The sequence below is a fragment of the Streptomyces sp. NBC_01235 genome, from assembly GCF_035989285.1.
Taxonomy (GTDB): Bacteria; Actinomycetota; Actinomycetes; order Streptomycetales; family Streptomycetaceae; genus Streptomyces.
On the sequence record NZ_CP108513.1, the window covers coordinates 9,891,095 to 9,904,836 of the forward strand.

Genomic DNA, 13,742 nt, shown 5'->3' on the forward strand with positions numbered 1-13,742 from the left:
GCGGCCCGGGTGTTCCTACAGTCGGAACATGAGTGCCACCGTGGAGAGGGCCACGGCCGAGGACACCCCGGGCCCGACACGGCAAGCCGCGGGCCGCCTCCTCAGCCGGGTGCCCCAAGGCTTCGCCGCCTTCTTCGGCGCCCTCGGCCTGCTGTGCGTCCTGCTCGCCCTCATCCCGCCCCTGCGTGGCCTGCTGCGCCCGGTCGTCCGCTTCCTGGACCTCCTCATCGTCCCGGTCAGCGCCAACCTCGCCTACGCCGTCTTCCTCTTCCTGCTCGCCGCCGCCACCGCCGCCCGCAAGAAGGCCGCCTGGTGGCTGGTCGTCGTCTACCTCGGTCTGCTCGTCCTCACCGACAGCCTCGGCGTGGCCCTCGGCCTGTACGCGCAGTCCGTTCCGTCCCTGGTGGTCTGCGCGCTCGCCCTGGTCCTCCTGGTCGTCGCCCGCGGGGAGTTCTACGCCGCCTCCCGCCGCGCGGCCCTGCGGCGGGCGCTCGCCGTCCTGCTCGTCGGGCTCGGCCTGGCGATCCTCGCGGGCTGGGGACTGGTGGAGCTGTTCCCGGGCACCCTGCCGGAAGGCCAGCGCTTCGGATGGGCCGCCAACCGCGTCCTGGGCGGCCTGGTCTCCACCCGCTCCTTCGACGGACGCCCGCCCCACGCCCTCTTCTTCCTCCTCGGCCTCTTCGGGGCCCTCGCCCTCCTCGACGCCGCCGCCACCCTCTTCCGCTCCCAGCGCATGGAAGCCGCCCTGCACGGCGACGAGGAAACCCGCATCCGCTCCCTGCTGAAGGCCTACGGCGACCGGGACTCCCTCGGCTACTTCGCCACCCGGCGCGACAAGGCCGTCGTCTTCTCGCCCAGCGGCAAGGCCGCCGTCACCTACCGCGTCGAGGCCGGCGTCTGCCTGGCCGGCGGCGACCCCGTCGGCGACCGCGAGGCCTGGCCGCACGCCATCGCCGCCTGGCTGGACGCGGCCCGCCGCCACGCCTGGGCGCCCGCGGTCATGGGCGCCTCGGAGGACGGCGCGAAGGCCTTCGCCCGTGCCGGCCTCGGCGCCCTGCAACTCGGCGACGAGGCGATCCTGCACGTCGCCTCCTTCGACCTCGGCGGCCGCGAGATGCGGGTCACGAGGCAGGCCGTGAACCGGGTGCGCCGCACCGGCGCCGGCTGCCGGGTCCGCCGCCACTCCACCCTCACCGACCAGGAGACGGAGGAGGTGATCGACCGCGCCGACGCCTGGCGCGACACCGAGACCGAACGCGGCTTCTCCATGGCCCTGGACCGTCTCGGCGACCCCGCCGACGGCGACTGCCTCCTCGTCGAGGCACTGGACGAGGACGGCCGCCTGCTCGCCCTGCTCTCGTTCGTCCCCTGGGGCACGGACGGCATCTCCCTGGACCTGATGCGCCGCGACCGCTCCGCCCCCAACGGCGTCATGGAGTTCATGGTCGCCGACCTGTGCGCCGCCGCCCCCAAGCTCGGCATCCAACGGATCTCGCTGAACTTCGCCGTCTTCCGCTCGGCCTTCGAGGAGGGAGCCCGCATCGGCGCCGGACCCGTCCTGCGGCTGTGGCGCCGCCTGCTGCTGTTCTTCTCGCGGTGGTGGCAACTGGAGGCCCTCTACCGCTCCAACGCCAAGTACCACCCCGAGTGGTATCCCCGCTTCCTCTGCTACGGCGACGCCGGCTCCCTCGCCCGGGTCGGTCTCGCCTCCGGCATCGCCGAGGGCTTCGTCTCCGTACCCTCCCTGCGCAAGCTCTGGGGCAAGCGGCTCCCGCAGGGCGGGCCGCGCCCCGCCACCACCGAAGGCCTGCCCTCCCTGGCGGCGCTCGGCCTCGGCGGAGAGGACGAGGCCGGGGCCACCGGTGCGGACGCGGGCCTGCCCGAGCAGGTCCGCGTCCGCCACCACAAGCTCGACCGGCTGCGCGCGGCGGGCATCGACCCCTACCCGGTCGGCGTCCCGCCCCCCACCCACACCCTCGCCGAGATCCGCACGGGGGAGACGGTCACCGTCGCCGGCCGGATCATGCGCGTCCGCGACTTCGGCGGCATCGTCTTCGTGACGCTGCGGGACTGGTCGGGCGACCACCAACTCGCCCTCACCCGCGAGGCCCTCGGCTCCTTCCGGACCGACACCGACCTCGGCGACCACATCGTCGCCACGGGCACCGCGGGCGTCAGCGACAAGGGCGAACCGACCGTCTTCGCGACGACCTGGCAGCTGACGGCCAAGTGCCTGCGCCCGCTGCCCGACAAACGACGCGGCCTCACCGACCCGGAGGCCAAGGTCCGCATGCGCCACCTCGACCTGGTCGCGAGCCCCGCCGCCCGCGACATCGTCCGGGCCCGCTCCACCGCCGTACAGGCACTGCGCCAGGGCCTGTTGGAGCGCGGCTACCTCGAGGTCGAGACACCGATGCTCCAGCAGATCCACGGCGGCGCCAACGCCCGCCCCTTCACCACCCACATCAACGCTTACGACCTCGACCTCCATCTGCGCATCGCCCCAGAGCTGTACCTGAAGAGGCTGTGCGTCGGCGGCCTGGAGAAGGTCTTCGAGATGGGCCGCACCTTCCGCAACGAGGGCGTCTCCTACAAGCACAACCCCGAGTTCACGATGTTGGAGGCCTACCAGGCGTACGCCGACTACGACGTGATGCTCGACCTGGCCCGCGAGCTGATCCAGGGCGCGGCCACGGCCGCCTTCGGCGCGCCGGTCGCCCGCAAGGACGGGCGGGAGTACGACATCTCCGGGCAGTGGCCGGTCAGGACGGTCCACGGCGCGATCTCGGAAGCCCTCGGCGAGGAGATCGACGCCGACACCCACCTGACGGTCCTGCACCGGCACTGCGACCGCGCCGGAGTCCCGTACACACCGGACGACGGCCGAGGCGACGTGGTCCTGGAGATGTACGAACGCCTGGTCGAGGAGAGGACGCGACTCCCCACCTTCTACAAGGACTTCCCCACGGACGTCTCCCCGCTGACCCGGCAGCACCGCACGGACCCCCGTCTGGCGGAACGCTGGGACCTCGTCGCCTTCGGCACCGAACTCGGCACCGCCTACTCGGAGTTGACCGACCCGGTCGAACAACGCCGACGCCTCACCGAGCAGTCCCTGCTGGCCGCCGGCAAAGACCCCGAGGCGATGGAACTCGACGAGGACTTCCTCGACGCCCTCGAATACGCCATGCCCCCGACCGGCGGCCTCGGCATCGGCGTCGACCGCCTGATCATGTTCCTCACCGGCCTGACCATCCGGGAGACGCTCCCGTTCCCCCTGGTACGGCACCGCTGACCGACCCGCCTTGCGCCGGTCGGGTGGAATCGTGCCGCCGGTGCGGTGTCGGTGTGGTGCGTCGGGGGTCGGCCGGGCGACTGATGACTGCATGAAGAAGGATCAGTTGTTCACGCGGCGCCGTGCGTTGCTCGCGGGCGCCGCCGCCGTCGGAGCGGTCGGCACGGCCGGAGTGTTCGTGTGGGGCGGGGACGGCAAGCCGGTGAAGGCCGCCGCCCCCGCCGCCGGCGGCCCGGCGCGCAGCCTCCCGCTGAAGCCCTCCGCCTACCGCCTCCAGCCGCTGACCGGCTACGGCCCCCCGCGCGCCGCGCCCGCCCGCACCACGGTGCGCCGCGAACCGCTGCTGAGGATCACCGGCCGCGGCCGCACCATGGTGCTGACCTTCGACGACGGCCCCGACCCCCGCTACACCCCCGCCATCCTCGACACACTGGCCGAGTACGACGTGCGCGCGATGTTCTTCGTGTGCGGGGGGATGGCCGTCGACAACCAGGAGCTGCTGGGGCGCATGGCCGACGACGGCCACATCGTCGGCAACCACACCTGGTCCCACCCCTTGCTCACGACACTCACCCGCCGTCAGATCCACTCCGAGATGTCCCGCACCAGCGACGTCATCGAGGAGGGCTACGGTGAGCGGCCCCGCTGGTTCCGCGCCCCCTACGGCGCCTGGAACCGCGCCGCCTTCCAACTCGGCGCCGAACTCGGCATGGAACCCCTCGCCTGGACCGTCGACACCCTCGACTGGACCACCCCCGGCACCGGCACCATCGTCGACCGGGTCGAGCGGGGCGCCGCCCCCGGCGTCGTGGTGCTCTCGCACGACGCCGGGGGCGACCGCTCCCAGAGCGTGCGGGCGCTGCGCAGATATCTGCCGCAGCTTCTGGATTCCGGCTATCACATCACCGTCCCGCACCGGCGGTACACCTGACGCAGAGCCCCCGCCCGCCCGGTCGGGATCCGCTCAGCGGACCTCGACCAGGCGGGCGAAGGCGACGACGTTCCCGTCGTATCCGTTCGCCTTGGAGAAACCGCCGCCGCAGGTGATGATCCGCAGTTCGGGAGAGCCCTTGGAGGCATAGACGCGGTCACCGGGGAAGTTGTTCTTCTCGAAGACCTCGATGCCGTAGATCTCGAAGGCCGCGGTCTTTCCGTCTTTCCGCGCCACCTCGACGCGGTTTCCCTTCTTCAGAGCTCCGAGACCGTAGAAAACGGCGGGGCCCAGTTTGTTGTCGACATGGCCGACGACGACCGCCGTCCCCTTCTCGCCGGGAGAGACCCCGCCCGTGAACCAGCCGGCCAGGTTCGGGTCCTCCGGCGGCGGCGCGGCCACCCAGCCGTCCGTGTCCAGGCCGACCGGCATGACCGGCGCGTCCACCCGGATGGCGGGGATCTGCACCCGGTCCGGCACGGCGTACGGCAGCGGAGCCGGGGTCCGGCCGAAGGCGCCGGCGGTGCGGCTGTCCGCGGCCGCCGCCGAGGCCGGCTGCGGCGGGCCGATGTCGAACTCCCCCGACCCGTTGCGGATGAGCGCGAGACCGGTCAGCAGAACAAGCGCTATCACGCCCCATGGGGCGCGCTTCTTCTGCCGCTCCTCTTCTTCCGCCACCTCGGACAGCTCGTACGCAGACATTCGCCATCCCCTTTCGACGCGGCCGTCGCCACGTCCTTTTCGCGCATACGAGAACGCTAAGTCCCGAGCGGGAAACCGGCGACGGGGCAGCAGCGAACGGGTGGCCCCCATGTCCTTCGGTGCGCCATCCGAGTTGCCGACGGCAGGAATTTTCTGACGGTCCGTGACCTGCGGTGATATCCGATTGTGTGCATGTCGCCCGGCGTGTCCTCTCACCAGGACGGACCATTCCCGAAATGCGGGCGCGCGCACGGCATCTGAGGGTCTTTCCGGGAGGTGCTTTCTCGCCGACATGCCGGGGACGGGCCCCGGGGCGCCTCCCGCGGAGGATCACATGCGTACCACTCGTGTCCTGGCGGCCTCGGCGGTCTCAGCCGCCGCGGTCGCCGCCCTCGGCCTCGCCGCTCCCACGGCGCTCGCGCGCGACGGCATGGGCGTCAGCCCGAGCAACATCGTCGTCCTGCCCGCCGTCATCGCCCGCGGCGGACAGATCACGGTCACCGTCGACGGCTGCCCCGGCGGCGGTTTCATGACGTCGCCCGCCTTCGCGCAGGCCACGCTGACCCCCATCAGCGGCGCCAACCAGACCGCCAAGGGAACGGCGACCATCAACGACAACGCCCGGCCCGGCCCGTACGACATCACCGTCAACTGCTCCGGCCGGACCCTGACCCGCCCGGCCGCCTTCACCGTCATCGGCGGCGTCCGCGGCGGTCTCGGCGGCAGCAGCACCAGCGGCGCCACGCCGACCGACATGGCCATCGGCGGCGGGCTCGTCGCCGCGGCGGTGGTCGGCGGCGGTCTGTTCTGGATGCGGCGCCGCGCCGAGCGCCGCATCTGAGCTCCGCTCCCGCCCCTCGAAGGCCGCACGTGACACAGGCCTTCGCCCCGGTCCCTGCTGGGATCCGGGGCGAAGGCCTGCGCGCGGCGGGGCCGTCGGCCGTCAGCCGCCGTCCTCCCCGTTACGGCGCCGCGAGAGGTAGTACGCGGCGCCGACCGATCCGGCGATGAGCGCGGTGCCCAGCCCGATCTCCTCGAGGTCGAACCCGGCGACGCTGCCGCCCTCGCCGGCCTGCACACCCCGCGGCACCGGAGTGACATGGTCCGGACGGCCGCCGGCGATCGTCAGCTCCTTGACGGCGCTGATGCCGCCGCAGGCGAACGTCACCCGGTACGACGCGCCCACCCTGGCCTCCCAGTCGACCAGGGCCACCGCCGACGAGGACCCCCTCGGGATGACGACCGTGTCGAACACCCCCGACGAGACCGTCACGGAGCTTCTGCAGCCACTGGCGCCGCGGTCCACCTGAAGGGTGATCTGCCCGCCCGCCGCGATGGTCAACGGCAGCACGCCATAGCCGTTGGACATGACGTAGTGGTTGTCGTCGTCGCCGCTCGCGAAGGCGACCGGTGCGGAGAGGGTCAGGGCGGTCACGCCCAGCAGTGCGGCCGAAGCGACGCGTATCGCGCGCATGGTGGATCCTCCGGTCCCCGAGGAGCAGCTGCGGACCTTTTTCCGCTTGCGCGATCAATGCACCTCGATGACCGAAACGCTAGGAACATGTGTGCGCTCCCGCGATCGCAGTCGCGCGAATGGGGTAAGCGTGTGGGCCGCACAGGGGACGCCGTTCGTGCGACCGGGGGACGGCGGCGGCGTGGCGGCCGTCCCCCGGTGCGGGAACGTGAGGGTGAGCGGGCGTCAGCCCTTGCGGGACCTCATCCCTTGGATCGTGCGGGACCTCATCCCTTGAATCGGGGGAAGAGGTGGAGGAACGGCTCCGCCGACGCGGTGATGCCCCGGCTGTAGGGCGCGTCGAAGTCCCAGATCAGGAAGAGCAGGAAGGCGATGAGCGCGGAGAACAGTCCGGCCAGGACCAGTTCACGGGGCGTACGCCGGATCTGCAGGGCGAAGACCATGCCGATCGTGATGACGGCCCCGGCCAGCAGCCCGAACCACACCACGCCGGGCATGGTCGCCCCGGTCGAGGCCGCGCGGGCGTTGCGCGCCTGGTCGGCGGCGGCCATCTGGTCGAGCAGCGGCTGGTAGGCCTGCGCCTGGAAGTCGGACGTCGGCTGGTGGTCGGTGACGTCGACCCGGATCCGTTCGAGGAGTTCGTCGCCGCGCTCGGTCACCTCGCCGTCGTCGGCCATCTTCTTCCACTCGGTGGTGACGACGTGTCCGACATAGGCGTTGACATCCTCCCGAATGCGGTCACGGACGTCCGCCGGGTAGACCCGCACGCGCTCCGAGATCTCGTGCAGCGCCTGGGCCTCCGCCTGCACGTGGTCCTGGGCGACGCTGCGCGCCTCCCAGACACCCGCGATGGCCAGGCCCAGCACGATGGCGTACACCACGCCGATCCACATCGTCATGTACTCGATGACGTCCGGTGTCTCGGAGGGGTCCTCGTCCTCGGGCGCCCTGCGGTGCCGTACGAGGGTGACGACGACCACCACCGCGCACGCGGCGAGCATCGCGAGGGTGAGAACAAGCCATTCCGGCAAGTGATGCCTCCAGGATCATCGTTAGCGCGGTCGCAGCGCGGCGACGGCGATCACCGCGGGCACGGTGATGAGCAGGACGTAGGTGACCGGCGACTGGCCACCGGGGGCGGGCCGCTGGTGCACCGAGGAGCGGTACGCCGGATAGGTCACCGAGGTCGCGGAGGGGTGTGGTGTGGGGGAGGGCGTAGGGGTGGGAGTCGGCGTCGGCGTCGGGGTGGGGGCCGGCCGGGGGAGGGGTGCCGCGGGCCGGGGCGGCGCGGGCGCCGGTGGCTTCGGGCGCGGCTTCGGCGCGGGCGGCCCGGGCTCGGGGGGCGGCGTCGGGGTGGGTTTCGGGGGCGGGCTGGGGGTCGGGGTCGGTGTGGGGGGCGGCGTCGGCTTGGGCGGTGGCTTCGGTTTCGGTGGTGTGGGAGTCGGGGTGGGTGTCGGCGTCTGCTGCGGGCACACCGGGGGAGTCGGCCACGAGTTGCTCCCCGCGACCGCCACCGCGTCGACGCCGTCCGGGCCCGTCGAGGCGTATGCGCACGCGTCGGCCGCGGCCACCCCGGCCGGTGCGGCCGCGAGGATCCAGGCCACAATCACCAGGGCCAACGCCCTTGTGACGAGGGCGGATCGGGTCTGCTGGGGTCCTTGCACGACGGAGATCATGCGGCCTCACGCGGCGGCCCACGCCTGCGCCCGGCGGGGATTGCCCCGAACGGGGGAAGTTCGGGTCCGAAGGTTTGCCGATGGTGCGTCCGCGCATCCGGCCCGTCGCGTGCATGTGCGACCGAGTGGCAGGTCGAACCACCGGCCGACCCACCCGGCCGACCCTGGCCGCCTCGCAGGCGGACTCACCGGCCGCGTCACAGGTCGCGTCACAGGTCGCGGAAAGTTTTTTGTGCCGGGTTTGAACACAACGACCGCCCGCATGCGTACTCAGGGCCGTGCGGCGGCGCAGCAGGGCGCTGCAACACCCTTGTGACGATCGGGGAGTTGTTGACGATGAAGACCACCTGGCGGAGCGCCTCACTCGCGGCGGGCACCGTGGCCGTTCTGGCGCTGACTTCGGCGTGCGGATCGGAAAGCGGCACGTCGGCGTCGAGCCAGAACGTCGGGGCCACGGCCCCGGCCGGTGGCATCGGCGGCGTCGGCAGCGGCTACGGCGGGGTCGGCGCCAGTGCGAGCGCCAGCGTGACCGGCGGTGTCGGCACGGGTACCGGTACCGGCGCTCAGACCGCGGGCGCCGGTGAACTGGCCATCTCCGCGAACGCCGAGCTCGGCAAGATCCTTACCGACAGTGCCGGCAAGACCCTCTACCGCTTCGACGCGGACACCGCCGAACCGCCGAAGTCGAACTGCGAGGGCGACTGCGCGACCACCTGGCCGCCGGTGTCCGCCGACGACCTCAGCGCCGGTGACGGCATCGACAAGTCGCTGCTCGGCGAGGTCACCCGCCCCGACGGCAGCAAGCAGCTCACCGTCGGCGGCTGGCCCGCCTACTACTACGCGAAGGACGCCAAGGCGGGTGACACCACCGGCCAGGGCGTGGGCAACAAGTGGTTCGCCCTGGCCCCCGACGGCAAGAAGGCCAAGTCGGACTCGGGCTCGGGTTCGGGCTCGGACTCCGCCCAGGCGGGGCTGTCCGTCCGCAAGGACGCCAACCTCGGTGACATCGTCGTCGACAAGAGCGGCATGACGGTCTACCGCTTCCTCAAGGACAAGGCGTGGCCGAAGCCGGTGTCGAACTGCAACGGCGCCTGCCGGGACAAGTGGCCGGTCGTCGAGCCCGTCGACTTCGCCGACACCAAGGGGATCCAGAAGAAGGGCTACATGAACTTCACCCGGGGCGACGGCGACCCGCAGCAGACCATCAACTGCTTCCCGATCTACACCTTCTCCGGTGACAAGGCCCCCGGAGACATCAATGGGCAAGGCGTCGGCGGTACCTGGTACGCCGTGGCTCCCAACGGAGACCTGGTCGGCGCGCCCAAGCAGTAGAGATCACCTCCCCAGGGCTGATCCCCGCAACTGCTTGAACCAGCGCGTCCGATCACCGGTCCGCCCCCTCCACGCCGCACGGAGGGGGCGGATCGTCGTTTTCCCGTTGATACCGCGTATGCGTAGACTTTCGCCGCCCTCGGGGCCGTTTCGGAACTCTCCGGAGCGGCCCGGGCACTTTTCGTAGCCCCTCGGGGGTCGTCGATTCGGCACGTGCCGCAGGCAGTGACCGGGAACGGACGGTCAATTTCCGTTTCCACTCGCCCGTTTGGCGGGCGATCAGTAGCCTCAGCTCGAACACCGGATCGCCTACGCCTTGGAGAGATAGATGGAGCGTCCCGCCTGGGCCCCTCGGAGCATCGACATCTCGGTGCCGAGTGTCTCGCGGATCTACGACTACTACCTGGGCGGTTCGCACAACTTCGAGGTCGACCGGGAAGCGGCCCGCAGGGCCATGGAGTTCATGCCGGGACTCCCGAAGATCATGCAGGCGAACCGGGCGTTCATGCGCCGCGCCGTGCGTTTCGCGACCGGCGAGGGCATCACCCAGTTCCTCGACATAGGTTCCGGCATCCCCACCTTCGGCAACGTCCACGAGGTCGCCCAGGCGGCGAGCCCCGGGGCGCGCGTGGTCTACGTCGACCACGACCCGGTGGCCGTCGCGCACAGCCAGGCGGTGCTGGCCGGCAACGCCGACGCCGACGTCGTGGCCGCCGACCTGCGCAAGCCGCAGGAGATCCTCGGCAGCCCGCAGGTGGAGCGACTCATCGACCTGGAGCGGCCGGTGGCGTTACTGCTCGTCGCCCTGCTCCACTTCGTGGAGGACGCGGACGATCCGTACGCGGCGGTGGCCGAGTTCGGTGCCGCGCTCGCGCCCGGCAGTCTGCTCGTGCTCACGCATGCCTCGTACGAGGGAATCCCGCTGCCGCCGGAGCGGGCCGAGGGCGCGGTGGACGTATACAAGGACATTCGCAACCCGCTGATCATGCGCTCGCGTGCCGGGATCGAGCGGTTCTTCGAGGGGTACGACATGGTGGAACCGGGACTGGTGCCGATGCCGCACTGGCGGCCGGACACGGCGCCGGAGGACGACGACCCCTGGGCCTTCTCCGGTTTCGCCGGCGTGGGGCGTACGTCGTGAGCGCGGAGCCGGACGGGCCGGAGGACAGACTGAGGCGGTTCGTGACGATCTGGAGCCGGGCCGTGTTCCCGGTGACCTCGACGTCGCTGACCCGGCCCGAACTCGAGGAGCAACTCCTGCCGTCGGCCCGGCGGTTGCGCGAGGCGCTGCTGGAGCGGGCCTTCGACGCGGACGCCGGCAAGGCGGTGGGCGCCGCCCTCGTCGACGTGCACTGCACCGACCCCGAGGCGCTCAGCCGCGCCCTCGACTGCGTGGACGCCTACCTGGTGCTCTACTGCGGCGAGGACGGCCCCCAGGAGGACCTGCGCACCCGCGCCTCGCGGCTCCAGCACGCCATGGCGGCCGGGTACGCGCAGGCGCTGCGCGAGCGCACGCTCGCCGAGCAGGAGGCCATCGCCCAGGCCGCGTTGCGGGCCCAGGGCGTGGTCGCGCAGGCGCTGCACGCGAGTGAGGCCCGCTTCCGCGCGGTCTTCGAGGGCGCCGCGATAGGAATCGGCATCGCCGACCTCGAGGGCAACGTCCTTCAGGTCAACGGGGCGTTGCTGCGCATGTTCGGAGGGTCCGAGAAGACCCTGCGGGGCCGCAGGGTGCAGGACCTGACCCATCCCGAGGACGCGCCGCAGACCTGGAAGCTCTACGACGAACTCGTCCGCGGCGACCGCGAGCACTACCACACGGAGAAGGCGTTCAGCCGCCCGGACGGAACGGTTCTGTGGACCAACCTGACGGTCTCCCTGCTGCGGGACGCCGACGGCAACCCGCAGTACCAGCTCGCCCTGATGGAGGACACCACCGAGCGCCGGCTGCTCAACCTCCGGCTGCGCTACGAGGCCACCCACGACGCGCTGACCGGCCTGCCCAACCGCACCCTGTTCTTCGAACGCCTGGAGAAGGCGCTGGGGGTCGGCGAGGGCCAGCGCTTCGGTCTGTGCTACCTCGACCTGGACGGCTTCAAGACCATCAACGACAGTCTCGGACACGCGGCCGGCGACCGGCTGCTCGTCGAGGTCGCCGACCGGCTGCAGTCCTGCGCGACGGCGCCCGGCGAGATGGTCGCGCGCCTCGGCGGCGACGAGTTCGTGGCGCTGACCACCGGCCCCGACACCCGCCACGAGGTCGACGAGCTCGCCGCACGCATCATGAACGCCCTGCTCGCGCCGGTCAGCATCGACGGCCGTGAGCTGACCGTGCGGGGCAGCATCGGCATCGTCGAGGGGCCGGCCGGGGAGCGCAGCGCGGCGGAGGTGCTGCGCAGCGCCGACATCACCATGTACCGGGCCAAGTCGGCGGGCGGCAACCGCTTCGAGCTCGCCGACCCGGAGGCCGACGCCCGCGCGATCACCCGGCACGGGCTGACCACGGCGCTTCCTGCGGCCCTCGAACGCGGCGAGTTCTTCATCGAGTACCAGCCGCTCGTCCACCTCGGCGACGGGAGTGTGCGCGGCGCGGAGGCCCTGGTGCGCTGGCTGCACCCGCAGCACGGGGTGCTCGGCCCCGACCGGTTCATCCCGCTCGCCGAGCACACCGGGCTGATCGTGCCGCTCGGCCGCTGGGTCCTTCAGGAGTCGGTCCGGCAGGCCGGCGAGTGGCGGGAGCGGCGCGGCGACACGGATCCCCTCCGCATCAACGTCAACCTCTCCCCGTGCCAGCTCACCCACCCCGGCCTGGTCCAGGACACCGTCGACATCCTGGAGCGCGCGGGCGTCGAGCCGGAGGCCCTGTGCCTGGAGGTGACGGAGTCGGCGCTGATCGGCGCCGACGACGACCTGCTCAAACCCCTGCGCCAACTCGCCGAGATGGGCGTCGACATCGCCCTCGACGACTTCGGCACCGGCTACTCCAACCTCGCCAACCTGCGCCGCCTCCCGGTGAACGTCCTCAAGCTGGACCGTTCCTTCACCCAGGGCATGCAGCAGTTCCCGGCGGACCCCGTCGACCTCAAGATCGTCGAGGGGATCGTTTCTCTTGCCCACAGCCTGAACCTCGCGGTCACGGTGGAGGGAGTGGAGACCGGCGCACAGGCCGAGCAGCTCCGCATACTGGGCTGCGACACGGCCCAGGGCTGGTACTACGCCCGCCCGGGCCCGCCGGACCGGCTCCACGAACTGGCCCTGGTGGACGCGACGGGGTGAGGGGGGCGGGGTGAGCGGGATGGCGGGGGCGGCGCACCTCGGTCGCGTCGCGTGGGCCCCGCCATCGGGCACCTGACTACAGCGCCGTCGGACGACGTCCCCGCCCGGCCGTCAGCCCGCTTCCCGTTCCTGTAGGGACCGCACGGTTCCGTCCTCCCCGGCCGCCTGCGCGACCGACGCGGCGGCACGGACGAGTGCGGCCGTGGCCGTCGAGCGGGACTGCTGCGGCCAGGCGATGGCCAGAGCCGCGGGCGGGGCGTCCGGCACCGGGCGGTAGACGACGCCCGGCCGGGGGTAGCGCATGGCGACGGAGGCGGGAAGCAGGGGCACGACACGGCCCAGGCCGACCAGGGTGAGGAGTTGGGCGAGATCGCGGCCCTGGCTGCGGATCTCGTGGAGGTACTGGTGCAGGTCGCCGGGGCGCAGGCCCAGGTCGGCGAGGGTCAGGCGGTCACGGGCGGCGAGCGGGTGGCTCGCGGCGAGGGCGGCGACGCGCGGCTCGGTGGTGAGCATCTCGGTGTCGAGGCCGGTGCGGTCGAACGGCTCGTACACCAGGGCGGCATCGGCCTCGCCGAGACGCAGCAGCCGGGGCTGCTCCTGCCATCCGCACAGGCGGACGGTGACCGGGACGGCCGCCGGCTCCTGCGCGTAGCGCGCGCACAGCGCCTCCAGCAGCCCCGCGTCGCCGTCGGCCTTCACGGCCAGCACCAGCTTCGGCTCCGGGGCGGCCGCCCGCCGGGCCCGTCGCCCGGCGGCCTCCAGCGCGTCCAGCGCCGTCCTGGCCTCGGACAGCAGCACGGTCCCCGCCGGGGTCAGCGCCACGCTGTGGGTGGTCCGCTCGAGCAGGGTGATGCCCAGCTCCGCCTCCAGCCGGCGGATCGCGCGGGACAGGGGCGGCGGGGAGATGCCGAGCCGTTCGGCCGCGCGGGTGAAGTTGAGCTCCTCGGCGACGGCGACGAAGTAGCGCAGCGGTCGGGACTCCATGGGCGGCCCCCTCGGTTCGGTATTGCTCTGAGGGTAACAACCGCGAGCCGATGGGTCCTTCAGTTCGGCCCGGCC

At 72.0% G+C, this 13,742-nt stretch carries 11 protein-coding genes; 6 read left to right on the plus strand and 5 right to left on the minus strand.

The annotated features are described in order from the left end of the window. Positions 1–28: 28 nt before the first annotated feature. A complete protein-coding gene (gene lysX, locus OG289_RS44430) occupies positions 29–3,295 on the plus strand; it encodes a bifunctional lysylphosphatidylglycerol synthetase/lysine--tRNA ligase LysX (protein WP_327319691.1) in 3,267 nt (1,088 codons plus the stop codon). Positions 3,296–3,386: 91 nt separating this feature from the next. Further along, on the plus strand, positions 3,387–4,226 hold the full coding sequence (locus tag OG289_RS44435) for a polysaccharide deacetylase family protein (protein WP_327319692.1): 840 nt from the start codon (positions 3,387–3,389) through the stop codon (positions 4,224–4,226). A gap of 33 nt (positions 4,227–4,259) precedes the next feature. Here the strand turns inward: OG289_RS44435 and OG289_RS44440 are convergent, their stop codons facing one another. Next, complete coding sequence (locus OG289_RS44440; RefSeq protein ID WP_327319693.1) at positions 4,260–4,928, minus strand: class F sortase; 669 nt, start codon at positions 4,926–4,928, stop codon at positions 4,260–4,262. A 334-nt stretch (positions 4,929–5,262) separates the two neighbouring features. Here OG289_RS44440 and OG289_RS44445 point away from each other — a divergent pair, with 334 nt between their 5' ends. After that, positions 5,263–5,769, plus strand: a complete 507-nt coding sequence (locus OG289_RS44445; RefSeq protein WP_327319694.1) for a hypothetical protein — start codon at positions 5,263–5,265, stop codon at positions 5,767–5,769. Between the two features lie 102 nt (positions 5,770–5,871). Here the strand turns inward: OG289_RS44445 and OG289_RS44450 are convergent, their stop codons facing one another. The 3 genes from OG289_RS44450 to OG289_RS44460 form a co-directional block, all read right to left on the minus strand. Next, on the minus strand, positions 5,872–6,402 hold the full coding sequence (locus tag OG289_RS44450; RefSeq protein ID WP_327319695.1) for a hypothetical protein: 531 nt from the start codon (positions 6,400–6,402) through the stop codon (positions 5,872–5,874). 266 nt (positions 6,403–6,668) lie between these two features. Continuing rightward, a complete protein-coding gene (locus OG289_RS44455; protein WP_327319696.1) occupies positions 6,669–7,433 on the minus strand; it encodes a bestrophin-like domain in 765 nt (254 codons plus the stop codon). A 21-nt stretch (positions 7,434–7,454) separates the two neighbouring features. Continuing rightward, on the minus strand, positions 7,455–7,583 hold the full coding sequence (locus tag OG289_RS44460; RefSeq protein ID WP_327319697.1) for a hypothetical protein: 129 nt from the start codon (positions 7,581–7,583) through the stop codon (positions 7,455–7,457). 831 nt (positions 7,584–8,414) lie between these two features. On the opposite strand from OG289_RS44460, the gene OG289_RS44465 reads away from it, so the two are divergent. From OG289_RS44465 to OG289_RS44475, 3 genes are all read left to right on the plus strand, one after another. After that, the gene (locus OG289_RS44465) at positions 8,415–9,410 is read left to right on the plus strand and encodes an SCO0930 family lipoprotein (RefSeq protein ID WP_327319698.1); all 996 of its coding nucleotides are present in this window, start codon (positions 8,415–8,417) and stop codon (positions 9,408–9,410) included. 328 nt (positions 9,411–9,738) lie between these two features. Next, a complete protein-coding gene (locus OG289_RS44470) occupies positions 9,739–10,551 on the plus strand; it encodes an SAM-dependent methyltransferase (protein ID WP_327319699.1) in 813 nt (270 codons plus the stop codon). Beyond that, the gene (locus OG289_RS44475) at positions 10,548–12,683 is read left to right on the plus strand and encodes a putative bifunctional diguanylate cyclase/phosphodiesterase (protein ID WP_327319700.1); all 2,136 of its coding nucleotides are present in this window, start codon (positions 10,548–10,550) and stop codon (positions 12,681–12,683) included. Before OG289_RS44470 ends, OG289_RS44475 begins: the two co-directional genes overlap by 4 nt. Positions 12,684–12,794: 111 nt before the next feature. On the opposite strand, the gene OG289_RS44480 is transcribed toward OG289_RS44475, so the two are convergent. Beyond that, positions 12,795–13,667, minus strand: coding sequence for a LysR family transcriptional regulator (locus tag OG289_RS44480; RefSeq protein WP_327319701.1), 873 nt, complete (start codon positions 13,665–13,667; stop codon positions 12,795–12,797). Positions 13,668–13,742: the final 75 nt, after the last annotated feature.

Excerpts from the sequence above, each read along its gene's own strand:
- lysX (WP_327319691.1), top strand. The coding sequence starts at position 29 with ATGAGTGCCACCGTGGAGAGGGCCACGGCCGAGGACACCCCGGGCCCG.
- OG289_RS44435 (WP_327319692.1), top strand. The coding sequence starts at position 3,387 with ATGAAGAAGGATCAGTTGTTCACGCGGCGCCGTGCGTTGCTCGCGGGC.
- OG289_RS44440 (WP_327319693.1), bottom strand. The coding sequence starts at position 4,928 with ATGTCTGCGTACGAGCTGTCCGAGGTGGCGGAAGAAGAGGAGCGGCAG.
- OG289_RS44445 (WP_327319694.1), top strand. The coding sequence starts at position 5,263 with ATGCGTACCACTCGTGTCCTGGCGGCCTCGGCGGTCTCAGCCGCCGCG.
- OG289_RS44450 (WP_327319695.1), bottom strand. The coding sequence starts at position 6,402 with ATGCGCGCGATACGCGTCGCTTCGGCCGCACTGCTGGGCGTGACCGCC.
- OG289_RS44465 (WP_327319698.1), top strand. The coding sequence starts at position 8,415 with ATGAAGACCACCTGGCGGAGCGCCTCACTCGCGGCGGGCACCGTGGCC.
- OG289_RS44470 (WP_327319699.1), top strand. The coding sequence starts at position 9,739 with ATGGAGCGTCCCGCCTGGGCCCCTCGGAGCATCGACATCTCGGTGCCG.
- OG289_RS44480 (WP_327319701.1), bottom strand. The coding sequence starts at position 13,667 with ATGGAGTCCCGACCGCTGCGCTACTTCGTCGCCGTCGCCGAGGAGCTC.